Raw genomic sequence first — 21,152 nt, forward strand, 5'->3', positions numbered from 1 at the left:
CGGAGCCTGGGATCGCCGATCCCCCGATGAGCGCTCCGCTGCCGCCCGCAGGCGGCACCGCGCAGGATCGTCGCCGACCCCAGCACAAGGAGGCGCACATGCGCATCACCGGCAACACCATCTTCCTGCCCGGCGGCACCAGCGGCATCGGCCGCGGGCTCGCCGAGCGCTTCGCCGCCCGCGGGAACCGCGTCGTGATCGGCGGCCGTCGGCAGGAGCTGCTCGACGAGATCACCGCGGCGAACGATGGGATCGAGTCGGTCCGCATCGACGTGAGCGACGCGGCCTCGATCCGCGACGTGTCCGTTCAGGTGCAGGAGCGCTTCCCCGAGACGAACGTGCTGCTGCCGATGGCCGGCATCATGCGGCCCGAGGACGTGACGACCGGCGGCTTCCTCGACGCCGCCGAGTCGATCATCACCACGAACCTGCTCGGCCCGGTGCGCCTCTGGGCGGCCTGGGCGGACTTCCTCATCGGGAAGCAGGACGCGGCGCTCGTCACTGTGTCGTCCGGGCTCGCCTTCACGCCGCTCGCGCTGACGCCCACCTACGACGCCACGAAGTCCGCGATCCACGCGCTGTCGGACGCGTGGCGGCTCCAGCTCGCGGGCAGCGGCGTGCAGGTGATCGAGATCGTGCCGCCCGCCGTGCGGACCGACCTCATGCGCGGCCCGAACGACGAGCGCGCGATGCCGCTCGACGAGTACCTCGAGGAGACGATGCGCCTGCTCGAGCAGCAGCCCGACGCGCACGAGATCCTCGTGGAGCGGGTGAAGCCCCTCCGCTTCTCCGAGCGCGACGGCAAGCGCGACGACCTGATGCAGCTGCTCGCCGGCAGCCACTGAGGCGTTCGCGGATCCGCAGTTCCCCGGCGACACGCCGCCTCCGGCCCCGTCCCGCACGGCATGTCGGGCAGGAAGTGCGGATCCGCGGAGGAAGTGCGGATCCGCGTGCATCAGGCGCGGGCGACGGCCTCGCGGATCAGGTCGGCGACGAGCTGCGGGCGCTCGAGGGACGGCAGGTGCGCCACGCCCTCGAGCACCCGGGCCTCGGCGTGCGCCAGCTTCTCCGCCGTCAGGGCGTAGAAGGGCAGGTCCGGCGGCAGGTCCAGGTCGCCCCACGTCGCCAGGACGGGTGCGGTGACCTCGCCGAGGCGGTGCCACGTGTCGAGCCCCGCGTCGCCGTCGCCGCCGGTGGTGCCTGCGGCGAGGATCCGTCGGTTCATGTCGGCCGCCAGCTCGCGCCGCGCGCCGCCGATGCGGCCCTCCGGCGTCGTGGGCCCGTCGAGCCAGAGGTGCAGCTCGAGCCGCACCTGCTCCTCCAGGTCCCCGGCCTGCTCCGCCCGCTCGAGCGCCGAGAAGACCGCGCCGCTCGCCCCGTCCATCGTCCAGTCGATCGCCTCGCCCTCGTCGGTCATGCCGCTGACGGCCGCGCCGATCAGCAGCACCGACGCGACCCGCTGCGGCGCGGTGAGCGCGAGGTCGAGCGCGAGCGCGCCGCCCATCGAGTTGCCGACCACCACGGCCCGCTCGGCGCCGACCGCATCGAGCACTGCCCCCAGGTCCTCGAGGTGCGTGAACGCCGTCGTGGCGCGCGGGGTCTCGCCGTAGCCGCGGCGGTCGTAGGCGACGAGGTCGAGGCGGTCGTCCTCGAGCAGGTCGAGCGTCTCGCCCCCGATGCGGCGGTCGGCGACCCCGGCGTGCAGCAGCACGACCGTCGGCCCGCCCGTACCGGTGCGCCGCTCGCCGACGAGGACGGCGCCGTCGGGACGGGGGACCTCGAACCGCTCTCGTGTCATGGCGGCACCCTCGCACCGGCCGCGGACAGCGGGCAAGCACCAGACTCCCGGCATGAGCGACGCGACCTACATCCCGGGTGTCTGCAACATCGGACCCGCGGAGGTCCGGCGACGGAGGCAGACCGGCATCGCGGGCGCGGTGGCGACCGCCGGCGTGCTCGGCGCCGCTGTCGCCTCCGGGGCGCCCCGCCCCCTCCGGCTGCTGGCCGTGCTGCCCGCGGCCGGCGCGGCGACCGGCTTCATCCAGGCGGCGACCCACTTCTGCGCGGGCTTCGGCATGCGGGGCGTCTTCAACTTCGGCGACACGGGGTCGACCGACACGATCGAGCAGGCGGAGTTCCGCGCGGAGGACCAGCGCCGGGCCAGGGAGATCCTCGTCCAGTCGCTCGCGATCGGCGCGGCCGTCGGCGGCGCCGCGCTGCTGCTGCCGCGGCCGGTCCGTGCGCGCTGAGCCCCCTTCCGCACGGAGATCCGCCCCGTGACCGCGGAGGGGTGCGGAGATCGGGCAGAGTTGGGGCGCCCCCGCGGGGGCGTTCCGACGAGAGGACCCGCGTGCCCCGTACGACCCTGTTCCTGCTGCACGGCCTCGGCCTGAGCGGCCGCTCGTGGGACGGCGTCGTCGCGGCCCTCGGCGACGAGCTCGACCCCGTCGTGATCGACCTGCCCGGCCACGGGTCCGCCGCGGACTCGGAGGCCGTGACCGCCGAGGAGACGGCCGTCTTCGTCGCCGCCCGCATCGTCGCGGCGGAGCCCGACCGCTGGCTGATCGCCGGGCACGGCATCGGCGGCCGCATCGCCGCGATCGTGACCTCGTGGGCGGAGCGCGGCGAGCACGGGCTCACGCCCGCCGACGGCCTCGCGCTCGTCGCCGCGGTGCCGCCGAGCCCGGCGCCGCAGGACGACCGGCTGCGCGCGGCGTGGGCGGAGGGCGCGATCAGCGCCGCGGACGCCGCCGCCTTCGTCGACCGCGACATCGCGCTCGCCCTGCCGGAGCCGGCACGGACCGCGGCGATCGAGGACGTCGAGCGCGCCTCGCGCGTCGCGGTGCTCGAGTGGCTCGAGCGCGGCGTGCTCGAGGACCGGTCGGACGAGGTCGGGGTGCTGCGCACGCCCGCCGTCGTGCTGGTCGGCTCGCAGGACGCGGGCGCCGCCCGCGAGCTGCCCGCCGTGCCGGACGCGCCCGTCCACGAGGTCGACGGCGCCGCCCGCCTCCTGCCGCTCGAGGCGCCGCAGGAGGTCGCCGCGCACCTCGCCGCACTCGCCGCCCGGGTGCGCGACCGGCCCGCGCTGCCCGCGGCCTTCGCGCGCCTCATCGCCTCCGATCGCGTGTCCGCCCGCACGCGCCGCGTCATGCTGGCGCGGCTCACCGAGCCGGACCCCGCCTCCCGCGCGCTCTCCGCGGCCCAGCACGAGCTGCTGACGCTGGTGCTCGCCCGCATCGTGCCGCAGCGCGGGACCGACGTCGACCTCGCCTCCCGCATCGACGCGGGGCTCGGCGCCGGTCTCGGCGACGGCTGGCGCTTCGCCGAGCTGCCGCCCGACCTCGAGGCGTACCGCCGCGGGCTCGACACGATCGCCGCCCTCGAGCCGGGCTTCGCGTCCCTCGACGCCGCCGCGCAGGACGAGGTGCTCGACCGGATCGCCGACGGCGCGCTCGGCAGCGACGAGAAGGGCCTGCTGACGGCCGACCGCATGCGCCTCTGGTTCGGGGACGTGCAGGCCGACGCGGTGCGGACGTGGCTGTCCCACCCGGCGGCGCAGGCCTGGATCCGCTACGACGGGTTCGCCGACGGCGGCGACGGGCCGAGGAAGCAGGGCTTCACCACCACCCACGCGGGCGAGTGGGAGGCGTGGCAGCGCGACTGGCGCACCGGAGAGGAGCTGCAGGCATGAACCTGACGGGGATGCGGCACTACGCCGAGCACGACGAGGTCGACGCGGTCGTCATCGGCACGGGCGCCGGAGGGGCGCCGATCCTGGCCCGCCTCGCCCAGGCCGGCCTGTCGGTCGTCGCGCTCGAGGCCGGGCGCAACTGGGAGCCGACCGACCACACGCCCGACGAGGTCGACGCGGGCAGCATCTACTGGCTCGAGGAGCGGCTGTCGGGCGGGAACGACCCGGAGGCGTTCGGCGGCAACAACTCCGGCGCCGGCGTCGGCGGCTCGACGCTGCACTGGGGCGCGTTCTGCCCGCGGCCGGACGCGCGCGACCTGCGCCTCGCGTCCGGCGAGGGCGTCGGCGTCGACTGGCCGCTGACCCACGCCGAGCTGCTGCCGTACATCGAGGAGGTCGAGCGCTTCATCCAGGTGTCGGGCCCCGCCGACTACCCGTGGGACCCGACGCGGCGCTACCCGCTGCCGCCGGTCGCGCGGAACTCCGCCGCCGACGCGATGGCCCGCGGCGCCGACGCGCTCGGCATCCGCACCACCGACTCCCCCGCGGCGATCGTGTCGCGCGACGTGCGGCAGCCGCACTTCGGCGTGCGGCACGGCGCGATCAACAGCGGGGCGACCCATCAGGGCGACCGCGTCGCGTCGAAGGCGAGCATGGACGTCACCTACCTGCCGCTCGCGGTCGCGCGCGGCGCGGAGATCCGCGCCGAGGCGATGGTGCACGGCCTCGAGCGGGACGCGGCCGGCCGGATCACCGCGGTCGTCTACCGCAAGGACGGCGTCGACCACCGCCAGCGCACGCGGAACGTGTTCCTCTGCGGCGGCGGCGTCGAGTCCCCGCGCCTGCTGCTGAACCTCGGGCTCGCGAACTCGAGCGGCGAGGTCGGGCGCAACTACATGGCGCACCCGGCCGCCCAGGTCTGGGGGCGGTTCGAGACGCCGATGCGCATGTGGCGCGGCTGGCCCTCCTCCCTCATCTCGGAGGACATGGTCCGACCGAAGGAGAAGGAGCAGGACTTCGCAGGCGGCTACCTGATGCAGAGCCTCGGCGTGCTGCCGATCGCGCTCGCGTCGAACATGGCGCGCTCGGGCATCCGCGGCGAGCGGCTGATGGACCTGCTCGACGGGTACGACTCGTTCGCCGGCATCGGCGTCAACGGCGAGTGCCTGCCGTACGAGGACAACCGGCTGACCCTCGCCGACGAGGTCGACGCGGTCGGCCTGCGCAAGGCGCGGATCGACTTCTCCTACGGCGCCAACGAGCGGGCCCTCGAGGACCACGCGATCGCGACGATGCGGGCGATCTGGGAGGCGGCGGGCGCGAAGGACGTGTTCGTCATCGCGCGCTCCGCGCACTCCGAGGGCACCCTGCGGATGGGCGACGACCGCGACGCCTCGGTCGTGGACCGCGACGGGCGCAGCCACGACGTCGACAACCTGTACGTCTGCGACAACTCGGTCTTCCCGAGCTCGCTGATCGCCAACCCGGCGCTCACCATCATGGCGCTCGCGCTGCGGACCGCCGACCGGTTCCTCTCCCGCACCTCCTGACCCGATCCCGGACTCCTGACCACGCGCTCGCCGGGTAAGGAGTCCGGGACCGGGTCGGACCGCGTCCGCCTGCCCCGTGCGTGTCCGCGCGGCGAGGTGATCGGGCATCACTCCGTCGCTTGCGGCCCGCACCGGGCCGCAAGCGCCCGTCCGACGGCGAGGCGGCTCAGGAGGCGGGGCGGGCGAGCTCCGCGCCGACCTCGGCGCCGGGCAGGGACGCGAGCACCGAGCCCGGGACCAGCAGCTTCGAGCGGCGCACGCCGGAGCCGATCACGACGAGCGGCTCGGCGGCCGCGTCGGCGTCGAGCAGCAGCGGCCAGCCCGCCGGCAGGCCGATCGGCGTGATGCCGCCGTACTCCATGCCGGAGGTCTCCACCGCCGTCTCGAGCGGCAGGAACGACGCCTTGCGCACGTCGAGGCGCCGCTTGACGAACCCGTTCACGTCGGCGCGCTTGTCCGCGGGCACGAGGGCGGCGGCGACGCGCTCCTCCCCGTCGCGCTTGCCGGCGACGAGCACGCAGTTCACGAGCCACCGCGGCTCGAGCCCGTACGCCGCCTGCGTCGCGGCGGTGTCGGAGATCGCCGGGTCGATCTCCACGACGCCGACCGCGTCGAGCAGGTCGAGCGCCTCGAGCGCCGCGCGGACGGGGTCGGCGAGCAGGTCGGGGCGCTGCCGGGCGGGGACGCCGGCGAGGCCGCCGAGCACGAAGTCGGTCACACCTCGATCATGCAGGCTGGGCCCGTGCCGTTCACGCCGCCGTCCGCGTTCACCACCCGACCGGACCTGACCGGCACGTTCGGCATGACCGCCTCCACCCACTGGCTGGCGACGGCGACCGGCCAGTCGGTGCTGGAGCGCGGCGGCACCGCCTTCGACGCCGCGGCCGCCGCCGCGTTCGTGCTGCACCTCGTCGAGCCGCACCTCAACGGGCCGGGCGGCGACCTCACCGCCCTGTTCGCGACGGCGGCGGAGCCCGGCACCCCGGTCGTGCTGATGGGGCAGGGACCCGCTCCCGCCGGCGCGAGCATCGCGCACTTCCAGGCGGAGGGGCTCGACCTCGTCCCCGGGTCGGGCGCGCTCGCCGCCGCGGTGCCCGGCGCGGTCGACGCCTGGCTGCTGCTGCTCGAGGCGCACGGCACCTGGGAGCTGCGCGACGTGCTCGCGCACGCGATCGCCATGGCCCGCGACGGGCACCCGCTCTCCCCCGGCGCCGCCCGCTCGATCGCGTCGATGGCGGCCTTCTTCCGGGCGCACTGGCCCACCTCGGCGGCCCTGTGGCTGCGCGCCGACGGCACGCCGCCGGAGCCGGGCGACGTCGTGCGCAACCCGGTCTGGGCGGGCGTGCTGGAGGAGCTGGTCGAGGCCGGCGACGCCCTCGGACCGGACGTCGACCGGACGGCGCGGATCCGCGCGGCCAGGGACGCCTGGGCGACGGGCCGCGTGGCGCAGGCGATCGACCGCTCCGTGCGCACGCCGCACCGCCACTCCTCCGGCCGCGACCACGCGGGCGTGATCCGCGCCGCGGACCTCGCGGGCTTCCGGGCGTCGTTCGAGCCGGCGGCGACCACGGCCTTCCGCGGCACCACCGTCGCGAAGACGGGCCCATGGGGCCAGGGGCCCGCGCTGCTGGCCGCGCTCGCGATCCTCGAGCCGCTCGACGACGACCGCCTCGACCCCTCCACCGCTGAGGGCGTCCACACGATCGCGGAGGCGATGAAGCTCGCGCTCGCGGACCGGGAGGCGTGGTTCGGTGACGACGGCGAGGCGCCGCTCGACCTCCTGCTGTCGTCCGGGTACGCCGCCGAGCGCCGCGCGCTGATCGGGGACCGCGCGTCCACCGAGTTGCGTCCCGGCGACGGCGATGGCCGCCCCGCGCTGCCCCGGCTGCGCACCGCCTCCGAGTACTCCGCGGGCGTCGACGGGGTGGGCGAGCCGACCGTCACCGCGACCGGCGACCTGCGCGGCGACACCTGCCACCTCGACGTCGTGGACCGCTGGGGCAACATCGTCGCCGCGACGCCCTCCGGCGGCTGGCTGCAGTCCTCCCCCACGGTCCCCGAGCTCGGGTTCTGCCTCGGCACCCGGCTGCAGATGACGTGGCTGGAGGAGGGCACCGCCTCGACGCTGCGCCCGGGCCGGCGGCCGCGCACGACCCTCACCCCGACCCTGCTGCTGCGCGACGGGCACGCGGTCGCCGCGCTCGGGACTCCCGGCGGCGACCAGCAGGACCAGTGGCAGCTGCCATACCTGCTGCGCGTCCTCGTCGGCGGCTGGAGCCCGCAGCAGGCGATCGACGCGCCCGCCTTCCACACGACGTCGTTCCCGGGTTCCTTCTGGCCGCGCACCTGGGAGCCGGGCGGCCTCGTCGTCGAGGACCGCCTCGGCGACGACGTGATCCGCGAGCTGGAGGCGCGGGGGCACGTCGTCACCCGGGTCGGCGGCTGGGAGCTCGGACGGCTGACGACCGTCGGGCGGGATCCCGCGACCGGCGTGCTGCACGCCGCCGCGAATCCGCGCGCGATGCAGGGCTACGCCGCGGGCCGCTGAGCCTCGCGGTGCTCCGGATCCGCGAGCAGCCCTCTGGACGGTCAGCCGCTGACGTCCTTGCGGGTGAATCGCCAGGCCGCCAGGGTGCCGAGCACGACGGCCCAGACCAGGCCCGACAGCAGGCCGTTCGCGACCGGCGCCAGGTCGACCGGCGCCTCGAGGAACCCGCGGAACGCGGTCGAGAAGTGTGTGGGCAGCAGCAGCCGCACCTTCCCGAGTGCGGGGATCTGGTCGAGGATGCGGGACAGGATCGACATCAGCACGACGCCGCCCGCGGCGGCCAGCGGCGAGTCGGAGACGACGGTCAGCAGGGTGCCGAGCGCGGCCGCCCACAGCAGCCCGGCCGCGGCGGCCGCGGTCGCGGCGAGCAGGCGCAGCACGGAGTCGCCGAGCCCGAGGGCCGGGCCGCCGGGCACCTGGATGCCGCCGGCGCCGTAGGACAGCACCCCGACGAGCAGCGACACCGCCGTGAGCGCGGCGAGCCCGGCGACCAGCAGCACCGCCGCGACCTGCGCCTTCACGGCGAGCAGCCGGAGTCGCGGCACCGGCACGGTGAGCAGGTACTTCAGCGTGGAGCGGGACGCCTCCCCCGCGATCAGGTCGCCGAACAGCAGCGCGGCGACGAGGGTCGCGAGGAACCCGCCGGTGAGCACGAGCACGAAGGCGGCGAAGGTCGCGCCGCTCACCTGGGCGAGGGCCGTCAGGTCGGTGGTGCCGCTGCCGCCGGAGGATGCGCCGCCGCCGACGAGCAGCGCGATCCGCACGACGACCGGCAGCACCGCGAGCACGCCGAGCGCGATCCGCACCCGCCGCTGGCTCAGCTGCCGGGCCAGCTCGACGCGGAACGGGAGGCGCACGGGCCGGCTCACGACGACGGCTCCGTCGCGCCGATGAGCTCCAGGAAGGCCTCCTCGAGGTGGCGCCCTCGGCTGACCGACGAGACGCCGACCCCCGCGCCGACGACCGCCGCCACGACCGTCTCGACCGGTACGGCTCCTGGCCGCACGCGGATCGCGTCGCCGTGCACCGCCGCCGACTCGACACCCGTCGCGCGCACCGCCTCCGCCGCCCGGGCGGGGTCGGTGACGCCGAGCACGAGCTCCGACGCCTCCCCCGCGACGGACTCGACGGGCCCGGCCGCGACGACCCGGCCGTGCGACATCACGACGACGTGGCTGCAGGTCCGCTCGACCTCGCCGAGCAGGTGCGACGAGACGACGACCGTGCGGCCGGCCGCGGCGTACCGCTGCAGCACGCCGCGCAGGGCGGTGATCTGCGGCGGGTCGAGGCCGTTCGTCGGCTCGTCGAGCACGAGCAGGTCGGGCAGGCCGAGCATCGCCTTCGCGATCGCGAGGCGCTGCCGCATGCCCTGGCTGTAGCCGCGCACGGGCTTGCGGATCGCGCCGCCGAGGTCCGCGACGGCCAGCGCCTCCTCGAGGTGCGCCTCCCGCTTCGGCCGCCCGGTCGCCGCCCAGTACAGCTCGAGGTTGCGCAGCCCGGTGAGGTGCGGCAGGAAGCCGGGCCCCTCGATGAAGCAGCCGACCCGGTCGAGCGCGGGCGAGCCCGGCCCGAGCGGCAGGCCGAAGGCCCGCACGGTGCCGGCGTCGGGTCGCAGCAGCCCGGCGACCATGCGCAGGGTCGTGGTCTTGCCGGCGCCGTTCTCGCCGAGCAGGCCGAGCACCTGGCCGCGCTCGACCGTGAAGCCGACGTCGTCGACGGCGAGGAAGCCGCCGCGGAAGCGCTTCACGAGGCCCGCGATCTGCAGCGGCGGCCCCTCCTCCTCCCGCACCGGCGGCACCCGGCTCGTGCGGCGGCCGAGCACCGCGCCGAGCACGAGCAGCAGCAGCGCCGCGAGCAGGGCGGCGCCGATGCCGATCAGCACGCCGGTCGACGGCAGCCCGGCGGTGCGCAGTGCGGCGGTCACCGCGACCTCGGGCAGCACGACGGGACCGACGACCGCGATCCGGGCGCTCGACGCGGTGCGGCTGCCGAGGAACTGGCTGTCGCTCGTGCGCACGGTGAGCACCAGGCGGTCGCCGGGTGCGAGGTTCCAGGCGGTCGCGGGCAGGCTCACGTCGACGGTCGCGCCGCCCGCGGGCACGGCGACGCGGATCGGCGCGACGCCGCCCGGCAGCGCTCGCAGCGCGTCGCCCGTGCGCACGGACAGCTGCGCGTAGAGCACGACGGTGCCGGCATCGGGCGGCTCGATCCGCAGGCGGGTCCGGGCGGCGCCCGCGAGCACGGTGCCGCGGCTGAGGGGTGCGGAGGTGAAGGTCGCCGCCTCCGCGGGCGGGTTGGCGGCGGCGAGCAGGCTCGACGCGGTGCGGCCGACCGAGGTGGTCGTGCCGAGCCCCGGGATGCCGGTGATCGAGGCGGGCTGGCCGCCGGGCGGGTTGACGACGGTCTGCGTGCCGCCGGCCAGCGCGATCGAGGTGGCCCCGGTGCCCCCGAGGCCCGGGTAGCGGTCGGCGACGCGCTTCTCCTGGAACGCGGTCGCGCTCGCGGGCACCGAGAAGCTGAAGCGGCCGCGCACCGCCTTCGACTCGCGGAGGTGGTCCGCCAGCCAGTCGTCGACCAGCCCGTCCGTGCCGTCGATGCCGCCGTCGTCGTGTCCGCCGGCGAACCAGCGGACCTGGAACGGGGCGCCCGCGGCGCGCAGCTGCCGGGCGTTCGCGTCGGCCTGGTCGAGGCCGAACAGGCGGTCCTGCACGCCCTGCAGCAGCAGGGTGGGCGCCCGCATCCCGTCGAGCACGGCGCGCGGCGAGGAGCGCCCGAGCAGCGCGAGGTCCGCCGTCGTCGCGGTGCCGCCCGTCACGAGCCGGCCGTACAGGTCGCAGAAGGCCGGGGTGAACCGGCCGCACCCGGTGGTCGCGCCGGCGATGCCGGCGCCGAACAGGCGGGACGCCCAGCCGACCTTGAAGTCCCGCTGCGGGTTCGACGTCGAGCCCTCGACCGTGCCGGCCGACGGCGGCGCGAGCGCGTCCGCCAGGTCGTTCCAGGTGATCGCGGCCACGACCGTGTCGATCCGCCGGTCGGTGGCGCCGAGCATCAGGGCGAGCGCGCCGCCGTACGAGCCGCCGACCACGCCGACCAGCGGGTCGCCGCCTCGCCGCTCCACGGCCCGGTCGCCGGCGAGCACGTCGACCATCGCGCGGGCGTCGGGCACCTCGCCGTCGAGCGAGTCGAGCCCGATGCGGCCGCCGGAGTCGCCGAAGCCGCGCGCCGTGTAGGCCAGCACCACGTAGCCCTCGGCCTGCAGCCGGCGCGCCTCCGGGGCCAGGTCCGCCTTCGTCTGGCCGAACCCGTGCGCGAGCAGCACCGCCGGCGCGGGCGTGGTCGCGGGCGTGTACAGGGTGGCGTCGAGCCGGATCCGCGCGGTCGAGCCGGGCGCCTCCGGCACGGGCACGAAGAAGGAGCGCTCCGCGGACGCCGCCGATCGAGCGGCCTCGGCGGGCGTCGCCGCGCCCGCGGCGAGCAGCACCGCCAGCGCGGCCGCGGCCAGCGCACGTCCGACCCGCCTCATCCGGGAATGGTCGCGGCAACCCCTGACAGCGCCTCCCAGGCCGGAGGGGCACGGCGTGCGGCATGCTGCCGAAGGGCCACGAGACGGGAGCACGGGTGCACGAGGCGCAGGCGGACCGGTACGACACCATGACCTACCGGCGGAGCGGGCGATCCGGCCTCGACCTGCCGGTGCTGTCGCTCGGGTTCTGGCAGAACTTCGGGAACGACCGTCCTTTCGCCGTGCAGCGGGACATCGCGCTGCGGGCCTTCGACCTCGGCGTCACCCACTTTGACCTCGCGAACAACTACGGCCCGCCCTACGGCGCCGCGGAGGAGAACGCGGGGCGCCTGCTCGGCACCGACCTGCGGCCGTACCGCGACGAGCTCGTCGTCTCCACGAAGGCCGGCTGGGACATGTGGCCGGGCCCGTACGGCCAGGGCGGCGGCGGCCGGAAGTACCTGCTCGCCTCCCTCGACCAGTCGCTGACCCGGCTCGGCCTCGACCACGTCGACGTCTTCTACTCGCACCGCTTCGACCCGACGACGCCGCTCGAGGAGACCGCGCAGGCCCTCGCCACCGCCGTCACCTCGGGCAAGGCGCTCTACGTCGGCATCTCCTCCTACACCGCGGAGGACTCGCGCACGATGGCGCGGCTGCTGCGCGAGGCGGGCACGCCGCTGCTGATCCACCAGCCCTCGTACTCCATGCTGAACCGCTGGATCGAGACCGACGGCCTGCTCGACGCCGCCGCGGACGAGGGCTTCGGCGTCATCGGCTTCACCGCGCTCGCGCAGGGCCTCCTCACCTCCCGGTACCTCGACGGCGTGCCGGAGGGCTCCCGCGCCTCCCGCGACGGCTCCTTCGACCGCTCGTGGCTGACCGATGCGATGCGCGAGCGGCTGCGCGGCCTGAACGCGATCGCGGCGGAGCGCGGGCAGACGCTCGCGCAGCTCGCGCTCGTCTGGGCGCTGCGCGACGAGCGGGTGACGAGCCTCGTGCTCGGCGCCTCCTCCGTCGAACAGCTCGAGCAGAACGTCGCCGCGCTGGAGCACCCGACGCTGTCCGAGGAGGAGCTCCAGCGCATCGACGCCCTGCTCGCCGAGGGCACCGGCGTCGACCTCTGGCGCTCCGCCCGCCTCGGCACCCTGTAGGCCAGGGCGCAGCTGCGGAGTACGCGTTCACCCCGCGGACACCTCGCGGCGGGAGCCTGCCGGCATGTCGATGAGCGAGCCCTTCCTGCCGGTGCCGCCCGAGGAGGCGGCGGACGTCCGCGCCGAGCGGGACGACGAGGACCTCGAGGAGGACCGCGGGCCCGACGTGCTGCCGGGGCAGGGCGCGGACGACGCCGAGCGCGCCGAGGCGGCGGAGGCGGACCAGCCCGACCGCTTCCGCACCCCGGAGCCCGGCGAGCGGCTCTCGGCCGCGGACCTGGAGGCGGAGCTGGACTGAGCCCGCTCACGCCCGCCCGCGCACGCAGGCCGTGCGGATGCGCGGCGGCTAGCGTCCGGGCATGCCGATCGGTGGCGTGGCGGCCGCCGTCGTCGGAGCCGTCCTGCTCGCGCTCGGCGCCCAGTTCCAGGGCCGCGGCGTGCGCTCGGTCGACGGCGTCGAGGGCCTCGGCCCGGTGCGCCGCGTGCTGCGGCTCGTCACCACCGGCGGGTGGCTGCTCGGCTCGGGCTTCCTGGTCCTGGCGATCCTGCTGCAGCTCGTCGCGCTGCTGCTCGCACCGCTGCCCGTCGTGCAGCCGATCGGCGTGCTCTCGCTGGTCGTCGCCGCGCTGCTGAACCGCCGCCTCGCTCACGCCCGCCTGCAGCGCCGCGGGGTGCAGGGCATCGTCGTCTGCATCCTCGGCACGGCCGCGTTCGTCGTGACCGCGGCCTTCGCGACGTCGAGCACGCCTGCCGACGTGCCCGCCGTCGTGCCGGTGCTCGTGCTGCTCGCCGTGGTCCTCGCCGCGACCGGAACGGCCCTCCTGCTCGCCCGCAGGCGCATGACGCCCGTCGTGTTCGCCGTGCTCGGCGCGGTCTGCTTCGGCTTCGTCGTCACCCTGATGAAGGTCGTGCTCGACCGCAGCGGCGCCGCTGTCCAGCACGGCGCCCTGATCGGCCCGGCCCTCCCGTTCACCCTGCTCGCCCTGGTGAGCGCCGGGGTCGCCGGTGTCGTCGGCATCACGCTCGTGCAGCGCGCCTACTCCGGCGGTTCGGCGGACCTCGTCGTCGCCGCCCTGACCGTCGTCGATCCGCTCGTCGCGGTCTCCCTCGGCATCGGGCTGCTCGGTCAGGCACGCGCGGCGCCGCTGTGGACCTTCCCCGTGTTCGCCGTCGCGGAGGTCGTCTCCGTGCTCGGGGTGCTGCTCATGAGCCGGCATCCGCCGATCGCCACCGACGCGCCGGTGCGTCCCTGAAGCCCAGGGCACCCTTCGCGCCTTCTCGGCGAGCAGGCACCACGATGGAGGGATGGCGACGCCGCAGGACCGCACCGTAGCCGCCCAGCGCGGGCTGTTCATCCCTCCCTTCGACGCCTTCGCCGACCCCGCGAAGGTCGCGGACCTGGCGGTCGCCGCGGAGCGCGCGGGCTGGGACGGCGTCTTCGTCTGGGACCACGTGCGCTACTCGTCGCCCGTGACCGCGATCGCCGACCCCTGGATCTGCTGCGCCGCGATCGCCGCGCGCACCGAGCGCGTCCGGTTCGGCCCGATGGTCACCCCGCTGCCCCGCCGCCGCCCGCACGTCGTCGCACGGCAGGCGGCGAGCCTCGACCTGCTCGGCGGCGGCCGCCTCGTGCTCGGCTTCGGCATCGGCGACGACCTGCTCGGCGAGATGAGCCGCTTCGGCGACGAGCCCGAGCCCAAGGTGCGGGCGGACATGCTCGACGAGGGCCTCGACGTGCTCACCGGGCTGCTGTCCGGGAGGCTCGTCGAGCACCTCGGCCGCCACTACCGCGCGGAGGACGTGCGCTTCCTGCCCGCTCCGCAGCGGCCGATCCCGATCTGGGTCGCCGGCCGCTACGGCAACCGCGCGCCGCTGCGCCGGGCGGCCCGCTACGACGGTGCGTTCGTCATCGGCTATCCGGGACCGGAGGGGATCGAGCAGGTCCGGGAGGCGGTCGCGGCCGACCGCGGCGGCATCGAGGGCTACGACGTGGTCGTCGACGTGCCGCCGGACACCGACCCCGCGCCCTGGTCGGCGGCGGGCGCGACGTGGGTGCTCACCCGGTTCGGCCCCTATGACCTCGACGAGGAGGCCGTGCGGGCGGCCGTCGAAGCCGGCCCCTGACGCGTCAGCGGTCCGCGCTCGCGGGCACGCCCTCCTCGATCCGGCGCTCCACCCGCCGGTCGGGGAGGAACCACAGCGCGGCCACGACCACGTAGACGGCGATGCCGAGGTAGGGCGACACGAGCGTCAGCAGGATCGCGACCGCGTAGAGCGGCACGGACGCCTTCCCCTTCAGGTCCCGTCCGACGGCGAGGGCGAGCGTCGACCCCGCCCCCTCCGCCCGGATGAGCGTGCGCTGCAGGATCGAGTAGGCGATCGCGGACAGCAGCAGCACGACCCCGTACGCCTCGACGGGTGCCGCCGACGGCGCCCCCTCCGCCGCCCACTCCTCGCTCAACCAGCCGGTGACGAAGGGCACCAGGGACAGCCAGAACAGCAGGTGCAGGTTCGCCCAGAGCACCGCGCCCCGCACGCGCGTCACCACCTGGAACATGTGGTGGTGGTTGTTCCAGTAGATGCCGAGGTACACGAAGCTCAGCAGGTACCCGAGCAGCACCGGCCAGTCGCCGACCAGCGCGCTCCACGTGGGGGTCGTCGGCTTCGGCAGCTCGAGCACCATGATCGTGATCAGGATCGCGATGACGCCGTCGCTGAACGCCTCGATCCGCCCGGTCCCCACCCGCTCACGCTAGCGCCGGCGCACGTAGGCTGAGCGGGTCGGCCACGGGGACGGCCGGAGGGGATCGACATGGCCGCCGTCATCGGCCGGGCGCGCACCCGGAGCGTGCTGCAGCGCCTCCTGCACCCCCTCGCCGCGGGCCTGCGCCCCCTCGACCGGCTGCGGGGCGAGCGGGTCCTGCCCGCCGTGGCCCTGTTCGCGGCGGTCGTCCTGATCCTGGTCGAGACGCCGCTCACCGCCGCCCGGCACCTGCCGCTGCCGCTCGCCTTCGCGATCGTCATCGTGCACGCGGGTGCGGTGCCCGCCGCGCTGCGCCTCCCGAACCTCGCGGCGCCCGTGTCGCTCGTCGCGGTGCTCGGACTGCAGGCGCTGTCCGCCGACGCGGACACGATGCTGTGGCCCTGGTCGCCGGTGCTGATCGTCACGCAGTGCCTCGTGCTCGGCGCGGTCGCCTCGCGCACCACGCTCGCCGTCGTGCTCGTGCACTGGCTGCTCGCGGTCGTGTCGTCCGCGACGCTCGCCGCCCTGCTGCGGCCCGCGACGGGCAGCGAGACCTCGGTCGACGTCGCGGTGTTCGGCAGCATCTCGGTGGCCCTGATCCTGGTCGCGCTGCTGGTGACGCAGTGGCGCCGCATCCGCGGGCAGCTGCTCCACGAACGCCGGGTCGCGGCGGAGGAGTCGGAGCGCCGCGTCGTCGCCGAGGAGCGCACCCGCATCGCCCGCGAGCTGCACGACGTCGTCGCCCACAGCCTGTCCCTGATCACGGTGCAGTCGTCGACCGCGCGCTTCCGCCACCGCGAGTTCAGCGAGGAGGCCGCGGAGGAGTTCGACCGGATCGCCGCGCAGTCCCGCCAGGCCCTCGAGGAGATGCGGGGCCTCCTGCGCGTGCTCCGCGGGTCGGAGGAGGGCGCTGATCGACGGCCGCAGCCCGGCCTGCAGGACCTGCCCGAGCTCGTCGCGCAGGCCGGCGAGGCCGGCACGCGGATCACGCTGACGGAGCCCGACGGCGCCTGGACCGAGGGGGTCGGCCCGGTCACCGCGCTGTCCGCGTTCCGCATCGTGCAGGAGGCGATCAGCAACGCCCTGCGGCACGCGCCCGGCTCCCCCATTGCCGTGACGCTCGACCGGGTCGACGAGCGGATCGAGCTCGCGATCGTCAACGGCCCGGGTCCGTCGCCCGGCACCGGCTCGGCATCGGACACCGGCCACGGCCACGGGCTGCTCGGCATGGCGGAACGCGCCGCGAGCGTCGGCGGCCGGGTCGGCTCGGGGGTCACCGAGGACGGCGGCTACGCGGTGCGCGCGACGCTGCCCGTCTCCCCGATGGTCGGTGCGCCGCGATGACCGTGCGGGTGATGGTGGTCGACGACCAGGCGATGGTGCGCGCCGGCTTCGCCGCCCTGCTCGACTCGCAGCCCGACATCGAGGTCGTGGGGCAGGCCGCGAACGGGCAGGAGGCGGTCGAGCTCGCGACGACCGCGCTGCCCGACGTCGTGCTGATGGACGTGCGGATGCCCGTGCTCGACGGCATCGAGGCGACGAAGGCGCTGCTCGCGCCCGGCCGACCCTCGCCGCTGCCGCGCATCGTGGTGCTGACGACGTTCGACGTCGACGACTACGTGCTCGAGGCGCTCCGTGCAGGAGCGAGCGGCTTCCTGCTGAAGGACGCGCTGCCCGACGAGCTCGTGGAGGCCGTCCGCGTCGTCGCACGCGGGGACGCGCTGCTCGCGCCGAGCGTCACGCGCCGGTTGATCGAGCGCTTCGCCGGGCGCCCCGCCGGTCGCACGGCGGTGGGCTCGGACCTCGACGTGCTCACCGAGCGGGAGCGGGAGGTGCTGCGCGAGGTCGCGCAGGGCCGGACGAACAGCGAGATCGCGGGCGTGCTGTTCATCGCCGAGCAGACCGTGAAGAGCCACGTGAGCCGGCTGCTGACGAAGCTGGGGCTGCGGGACCGGGCGCAGCTCGTGGTCATGGCCTACGAGTCCGGGCTGGTCGTCGCCGGCGACTGAGCAGGCCGCCCGTCGTCCCCGGGCGACGAGAAAGGCCCCCGGCGCGAGCGCCGAGGGCCTTTCCGTGTCTGAGGAGGTGTCAGATGCCGCGGATGTTGGCGGCCTGCGGGCCGCGGTCACCCTGCGCGATGTCGAACTCGACGCGCTGGTTCTCCTCCAGGTTGCGGAAACCCTTGCCGGTGATGGCGGAGAAGTGCGCGAAGAGGTCGGCGCCTCCATCGTCGGGGGCGATGAAGCCGAAGCCCTTGTCGCCGTTGAACCACTTGACGGTACCGGTAGCCATGAAAACCCCTATCTCTCGAATAATCCGCCCGGAGAGCCCGGGTCGGAGCATCACGCTGAACACACGCGTTCGAGATCGTCGATTCCCATCGACGGAGTCAAGCCACCTGCAACAACTGTACTGCGCGTTCAGCCTAGCCGAGGATGCACGGCGGCTCCACCCTCATCGCGAATCGGCTGCGCGGCGGATCGCGATCAGGCCGCTCACCCCTCCGCGAGCGGGTGGATGGTCACGCCCTGCACGACCCGATTCACCGACCCGCCGGGGAACGGGTCGTCCGTCCGCACGCCTCGGCGCACCGACGCGTGCAGCGCGAGCAGCTGCCCGACGACCACGTAGGGCACCGCGAGCCACGCGTCGTCGAGCCCCGCGAGCCCGTCGAGCCCCCAGTCCCCCGTCGAGCGCGGCTCGTCCGTGCGCACCGCGAGCACGGCCTCGTCGCCGACGCCGCCCCGCAGCTCCCGCACCATGTCCTCGTCGTACTCGCGGGTGTAGGCGTCGGCCGAGAGGTAGGCGACCACGAGCGTGCGGTCGTCGAGCACCGCCTTCGGGCCGTGCCGGAAGCCGAGCGCGGAGTCGAAGTAGGTGTCCACCCCGCCCGCGGTGATCTCGAGCATCTTCAGCGCGGACTCGCGGGCGACGCCGGTCAGCGGTCCGCTGCCCAGGTAGACGACGCGTCCGTCGCCGCGGTCGACGAGGGCCTCGACCCGGTCACGGCGGGACAGCACCTGCTCCCCCGCGCCCGCGAGCGCCTCCACGACCGCGTCGTCGTCGCCGAGGAGGGCGAGCAGCGCGGACAGCAGCATGGACGTGAAGCTCGACGTCATCGCGAAGCCCGCGTCGTTGGCGCGATCGGGCGTCAGCAGCACGAAGGAGCGCTCGCGGCCGTCGTGCGCGACGGCGAGCCGGCCGGCGGCGTCGCAGGTGATGACCAGGTGGTGCACCTGCTCGAGCACCTGGTCGGCGAGCTCGGTGGCCGCGAGGCTCTCCGGGCTGTTCCCGCTGCGGGCGAAGGAGACGAGCAGGGTCGGCACGTCCTCGGCGAGGCGCCCGAGCGGGTCGGACACGAGGTCCGTCGTCGCGACCGCCTCGATGCGGCGGTGCAGGCGGCGGGCGAGGCCGGGTGCGGCGACCTCGCCGACGAACGCCGAGGTGCCGGCGCCGGTCAGCAGGATGCGGAGGCGGGGCTCCGCGAGCAGCGGGGCGAGGAACGCGTCCAGCTCCGTCCGCCGCGACCGCACGATGCGGCCGGTCTCCCGCCACACGTCGGGTTGCCGGGTGATCTCGCGCTCGGTCGCGGTGCCCGATCCGACGGGCGGCTGGGTCTCGGTCATCGCGGGGCTCCGATCGTCGGGGAGGAAGAGGAGGAGGCGGGGCGGGCGGCGCCGCACGCGGTCGAGTAGGGCCGCAGCGCGTCGCGGACCCGGTCGAGCACCAGCTCGCGGGGGTTCGAGGCCAGCAGGCCGCGGCGCACCCGCGCGTACTGCGCGGGCAGGTACTGGCTCAGCAGCGGCTCGGGGATGCCGGTCCCCTCGAGGTTCGCGAACAGCCGCTCCCGCGCCGCCTCGATCGCCGGATCCGGCAGCGAGTAGCGCATGCGATCGCTGTAGCTGAAGCGCCGGGCGATCCGCTGCTCGTCGGCGTCGCCCTCGTAGTAGCGCTCCCACCTCGACGGCTCGGCGAGCATGCGCTGCTCGATGACGTCGAGCAGGTGCGACCGCTCCCCCTCCGGCACGAGCTGGTCCTCGATCGCGGCGAGCGCGAACAGCGCCTCCCGCAGCGCGAAGGTGAGGCCGGGGCCGACCTTCAGCACCGCCCAGTGGTCGTGCACGAGCGCGGTCAGCCCCTCGACGAGCTGGTAGTCGGTCGAATGCGCCTCGAACACCATGTCCGGTTCGTCGTCGAGCACGTGCTGCAGGTCGCGTGTGTGGTCCGGGTCGTAGTCGAAGACGCGCAGGTGGTCGAACTCCACGCCGGGCTGCACGACGAGCGCCAGGATCCGCGACCACGCGTCGCCGTGGCCGACCGCCTCGAACGCGGCGCGGTGCGCGGCGAGGGTCGCGCGCGCCGCATCGGGCGGGGTCGGGGCGAGCGCGTCGATGGTCTCGTGCGCGCCGCCGGGCACGGGCACCTCGGTGCCGATCACGTAGCGGAGGGCGGAGGCGTCGGGCGCCGCCTCCTCGGCGGCGGCGAGCAGCCGGGCGGCACGGCGGGCGACCACCTCGTCCGCCAGCGGCGCAGCGTCGCCCTGCAGCGGCATGCTGCAGTCGAGGTGCAGCTTCGTGTACCCGGCCGCGGCGTAGGCGCGGACCAGGTCCTCCGCCTTGGCCATCGCCGGCGCCTCCGGCTCCCCCTGCCAGGTGTTCGGCCCGAGGTGGTCGCCGCCGAGCACGAGCGCGTCCTGCGGGAAGCCCTCCTCGTCGGCGATGCGGGCCACCAACGCGCGGAAGTCGCCCGGCCGCATGCCCGTGTACCCGCCGAACTGGTCGACCTGGTTCGACGTCGCCTCGACGAGCAGGAACCCGCCGTCCTCCGCCGCCTGCCGCATCGCGGCGGCGAGCACGAGCGGATGGGCCGAGCAGACGGACGTCGTGCCCGCGGCCCGACCCGCCTTGTGCGCGCGGAGCACGGCGTCGAGGTGGTCCGTCATGCCAGCGATCCTCGGGCCGAGGGCTGTGCCGTCGTGCCGAGCCGGAGGGCGCCGAGGTGCGCGGCGCCGATCGCCGCGGCCGCGGTGCCGTGCGCCGCGGGCACCACCACGGGCTCCGGGAAGCCGGCCAGCCGGGCGGCGAGCGCGACCCGCAGCGGCACGAGCAGGTCGTCCCCCGCGCGGACCAGGCCGCCGCCGACCACGACGGTGCCGGGCGCGACCAGGGCGACGGTCCAGGCGAGCACCTCGGCCAGCGCGTCGACGGTCTCGTCCCAGCGCGCGGCCGCTGCGACGTCACCGGCGTTGCGTGCGGTGAGCACGTCCACCGCCTCCGCCGTGCCGAAGCGCGCGGCCAGGCCGCCGGCGGAGGCGACCTCCTCCACCCGCAGACCGGTGTGCGGTCCGGGGCCGTAGCGGAGCTGCCCGACCTCGCCCGCCCAGCCGGTGCCGATCGGCCGGGTGTCGGCGTCGACCACGGCGAGCGCCAGGCCCGTGCCGGCGGCCGCGAACGCGAGCGGACCGGGTCGGCCCGCACCGGCGCCGCTCAGCCGTTCGGCGACCGCGCCCGCCCGCACGTCGTGCGTGAGCGCGGCGGGCAGCCCTGCGCGCGCCTCCACGAGGTCCCGGATCGGCACGTCCCGCCACCCGAGGTTCACGGACATGCGGCACACGCCCGCGTCGTCGTCGACGATGCCCGGGGTCGCCATGCCGACGGCGGCCACGCCCGGCAGCGCTGCGACGAGGTCCGCGATCACGGCCGCCGTGCGCTCGCCGGTGACGTCGTCCTTCGGCGTGCGCACGGTCGCGCCCGGGCTGCCGCGCCACCAGGTCTTGATCGCCGTGCCGCCCACGTCGACTCCGAGCACGTCGTCCATGCAGCCAGCATCCCGGAGAAGGCCGACCCCGTCGTCCGACGCTCCGTCCCTCGTCCGACGCTGCGCTCGGTCGGTCGGTCGAGGGACGGGACGTCGGGGAAGCGGCCTGCGCGCGAACAGGCGGCACACCGGACACCACCGCTCCGC

The 21,152-nt window shown here is 75.5% G+C and carries 20 protein-coding genes; 11 read left to right on the forward strand and 9 right to left on the reverse strand.

The annotated features are described in order from the left end of the window. Nucleotides 1-26 precede the first annotated feature (26 nt). Nucleotides 27-845, forward strand: coding sequence for an SDR family oxidoreductase (locus tag ABEA53_RS05440; RefSeq protein ID WP_345480006.1), 819 nt, complete (start codon nucleotides 27-29; stop codon nucleotides 843-845). A 110-nt stretch (nucleotides 846-955) separates the two neighbouring features. Here ABEA53_RS05440 and ABEA53_RS05445 read toward each other — a convergent pair whose 3' ends face one another. Continuing rightward, nucleotides 956-1,798: an alpha/beta fold hydrolase gene (locus tag ABEA53_RS05445; RefSeq protein ID WP_345480007.1), complete on the reverse strand. Its 843-nt coding sequence runs from the start codon at nucleotides 1,796-1,798 to the stop codon at nucleotides 956-958. Between the two features lie 52 nt (nucleotides 1,799-1,850). Here ABEA53_RS05445 and ABEA53_RS05450 point away from each other — a divergent pair, with 52 nt between their 5' ends. The 3 genes from ABEA53_RS05450 to ABEA53_RS05460 all read left to right on the forward strand — a co-directional run bounded on the left by ABEA53_RS05450 (nucleotide 1,851) and on the right by ABEA53_RS05460 (nucleotide 5,241). Beyond that, entirely contained in the window at nucleotides 1,851-2,249 is a 399-nt protein-coding gene (locus ABEA53_RS05450; RefSeq protein ID WP_345480008.1) for a hypothetical protein, read from the forward strand. 101 nt (nucleotides 2,250-2,350) lie between these two features. Next, a complete protein-coding gene (locus tag ABEA53_RS05455) occupies nucleotides 2,351-3,691 on the forward strand; it encodes an alpha/beta fold hydrolase (RefSeq protein ID WP_345480009.1) in 1,341 nt (446 codons plus the stop codon). Then, the gene (locus ABEA53_RS05460) at nucleotides 3,688-5,241 is read left to right on the forward strand and encodes a GMC family oxidoreductase (protein ID WP_345480010.1); all 1,554 of its coding nucleotides are present in this window, start codon (nucleotides 3,688-3,690) and stop codon (nucleotides 5,239-5,241) included. The genes ABEA53_RS05455 and ABEA53_RS05460 overlap by 4 nt, the downstream gene beginning before the upstream one ends. Before the next feature lie 166 nt (nucleotides 5,242-5,407). Here the strand turns inward: ABEA53_RS05460 and ABEA53_RS05465 are convergent, their stop codons facing one another. Further along, nucleotides 5,408-5,959, reverse strand: a complete 552-nt coding sequence (locus ABEA53_RS05465) for a YbaK/EbsC family protein (protein WP_345480011.1) — start codon at nucleotides 5,957-5,959, stop codon at nucleotides 5,408-5,410. Nucleotides 5,960-5,983: 24 nt separating this feature from the next. Between ABEA53_RS05465 and ABEA53_RS05470 the strand changes: the two genes are divergently transcribed. Further along, on the forward strand, nucleotides 5,984-7,789 hold the full coding sequence (locus tag ABEA53_RS05470) for a gamma-glutamyltransferase family protein (protein ID WP_425550600.1): 1,806 nt from the start codon (nucleotides 5,984-5,986) through the stop codon (nucleotides 7,787-7,789). A 41-nt stretch (nucleotides 7,790-7,830) separates the two neighbouring features. Here ABEA53_RS05470 and ABEA53_RS05475 read toward each other — a convergent pair whose 3' ends face one another. After that, nucleotides 7,831-8,658, reverse strand: a complete 828-nt coding sequence (locus tag ABEA53_RS05475; protein WP_345480012.1) for an ABC transporter permease — start codon at nucleotides 8,656-8,658, stop codon at nucleotides 7,831-7,833. Further along, on the reverse strand, nucleotides 8,655-11,312 hold the full coding sequence (locus tag ABEA53_RS05480) for an alpha/beta fold hydrolase (RefSeq protein ID WP_345480013.1): 2,658 nt from the start codon (nucleotides 11,310-11,312) through the stop codon (nucleotides 8,655-8,657). The genes ABEA53_RS05475 and ABEA53_RS05480 overlap by 4 nt, the downstream gene beginning before the upstream one ends. Nucleotides 11,313-11,374: 62 nt before the next feature. Between ABEA53_RS05480 and mgrA the strand changes: the two genes are divergently transcribed. The 4 genes from mgrA to ABEA53_RS05500 all read left to right on the forward strand — a co-directional run bounded on the left by mgrA (nucleotide 11,375) and on the right by ABEA53_RS05500 (nucleotide 14,569). Further along, entirely contained in the window at nucleotides 11,375-12,445 is a 1,071-nt protein-coding gene (gene mgrA / locus ABEA53_RS05485) for an L-glyceraldehyde 3-phosphate reductase (protein WP_345480014.1), read from the forward strand. A gap of 64 nt (nucleotides 12,446-12,509) precedes the next feature. Further along, nucleotides 12,510-12,743: a hypothetical protein gene (locus ABEA53_RS05490; RefSeq protein WP_345480015.1), complete on the forward strand. Its 234-nt coding sequence runs from the start codon at nucleotides 12,510-12,512 to the stop codon at nucleotides 12,741-12,743. A gap of 61 nt (nucleotides 12,744-12,804) precedes the next feature. After that, the gene (locus ABEA53_RS05495) at nucleotides 12,805-13,698 is read left to right on the forward strand and encodes a multidrug DMT transporter permease (protein ID WP_345480016.1); all 894 of its coding nucleotides are present in this window, start codon (nucleotides 12,805-12,807) and stop codon (nucleotides 13,696-13,698) included. Nucleotides 13,699-13,750: 52 nt separating this feature from the next. After that, nucleotides 13,751-14,569: an LLM class flavin-dependent oxidoreductase gene (locus tag ABEA53_RS05500; protein WP_345480017.1), complete on the forward strand. Its 819-nt coding sequence runs from the start codon at nucleotides 13,751-13,753 to the stop codon at nucleotides 14,567-14,569. Between the two features lie 4 nt (nucleotides 14,570-14,573). Here ABEA53_RS05500 and ABEA53_RS05505 read toward each other — a convergent pair whose 3' ends face one another. Further along, nucleotides 14,574-15,188 carry a TMEM175 family protein gene (locus ABEA53_RS05505; protein WP_345480018.1) on the reverse strand — a complete coding sequence of 205 codons (615 nt, stop codon included), beginning with the start codon at nucleotides 15,186-15,188 and terminating at the stop codon, nucleotides 14,574-14,576. Nucleotides 15,189-15,257: 69 nt separating this feature from the next. On the opposite strand from ABEA53_RS05505, the gene ABEA53_RS05510 reads away from it, so the two are divergent. Together ABEA53_RS05510 and ABEA53_RS05515 are read left to right on the forward strand one after the other, a co-directional pair. After that, on the forward strand, nucleotides 15,258-16,532 hold the full coding sequence (locus tag ABEA53_RS05510; RefSeq protein ID WP_345480019.1) for a sensor histidine kinase: 1,275 nt from the start codon (nucleotides 15,258-15,260) through the stop codon (nucleotides 16,530-16,532). Beyond that, nucleotides 16,529-17,197 (forward strand): response regulator, encoded by a 669-nt coding sequence (locus ABEA53_RS05515; protein ID WP_345480020.1) that lies wholly within the window; start codon nucleotides 16,529-16,531, stop codon nucleotides 17,195-17,197. The genes ABEA53_RS05510 and ABEA53_RS05515 overlap by 4 nt, the downstream gene beginning before the upstream one ends. A gap of 79 nt (nucleotides 17,198-17,276) precedes the next feature. Here the strand turns inward: ABEA53_RS05515 and ABEA53_RS05520 are convergent, their stop codons facing one another. From ABEA53_RS05520 to ABEA53_RS05535, 4 genes are all read right to left on the reverse strand, one after another. After that, nucleotides 17,277-17,480 carry a cold-shock protein gene (locus ABEA53_RS05520; protein ID WP_345480021.1) on the reverse strand — a complete coding sequence of 68 codons (204 nt, stop codon included), beginning with the start codon at nucleotides 17,478-17,480 and terminating at the stop codon, nucleotides 17,277-17,279. Between the two features lie 203 nt (nucleotides 17,481-17,683). Next, nucleotides 17,684-18,814, reverse strand: a complete 1,131-nt coding sequence (locus ABEA53_RS05525) for an SIS domain-containing protein (protein ID WP_345480022.1) — start codon at nucleotides 18,812-18,814, stop codon at nucleotides 17,684-17,686. Beyond that, nucleotides 18,811-20,130 carry a D-tagatose-bisphosphate aldolase, class II, non-catalytic subunit gene (locus tag ABEA53_RS05530; RefSeq protein ID WP_345480023.1) on the reverse strand — a complete coding sequence of 440 codons (1,320 nt, stop codon included), beginning with the start codon at nucleotides 20,128-20,130 and terminating at the stop codon, nucleotides 18,811-18,813. Before ABEA53_RS05530 ends, ABEA53_RS05525 begins: the two co-directional genes overlap by 4 nt. Next, entirely contained in the window at nucleotides 20,127-21,005 is an 879-nt protein-coding gene (locus ABEA53_RS05535) for an ROK family protein (protein ID WP_345480024.1), read from the reverse strand. Before ABEA53_RS05535 ends, ABEA53_RS05530 begins: the two co-directional genes overlap by 4 nt. Nucleotides 21,006-21,152: the final 147 nt, after the last annotated feature.

This window comes from Amnibacterium soli (assembly GCF_039544415.1).
In the GTDB taxonomy this organism is placed as follows: Bacteria; Actinomycetota; Actinomycetes; order Actinomycetales; family Microbacteriaceae; genus Amnibacterium; species Amnibacterium soli.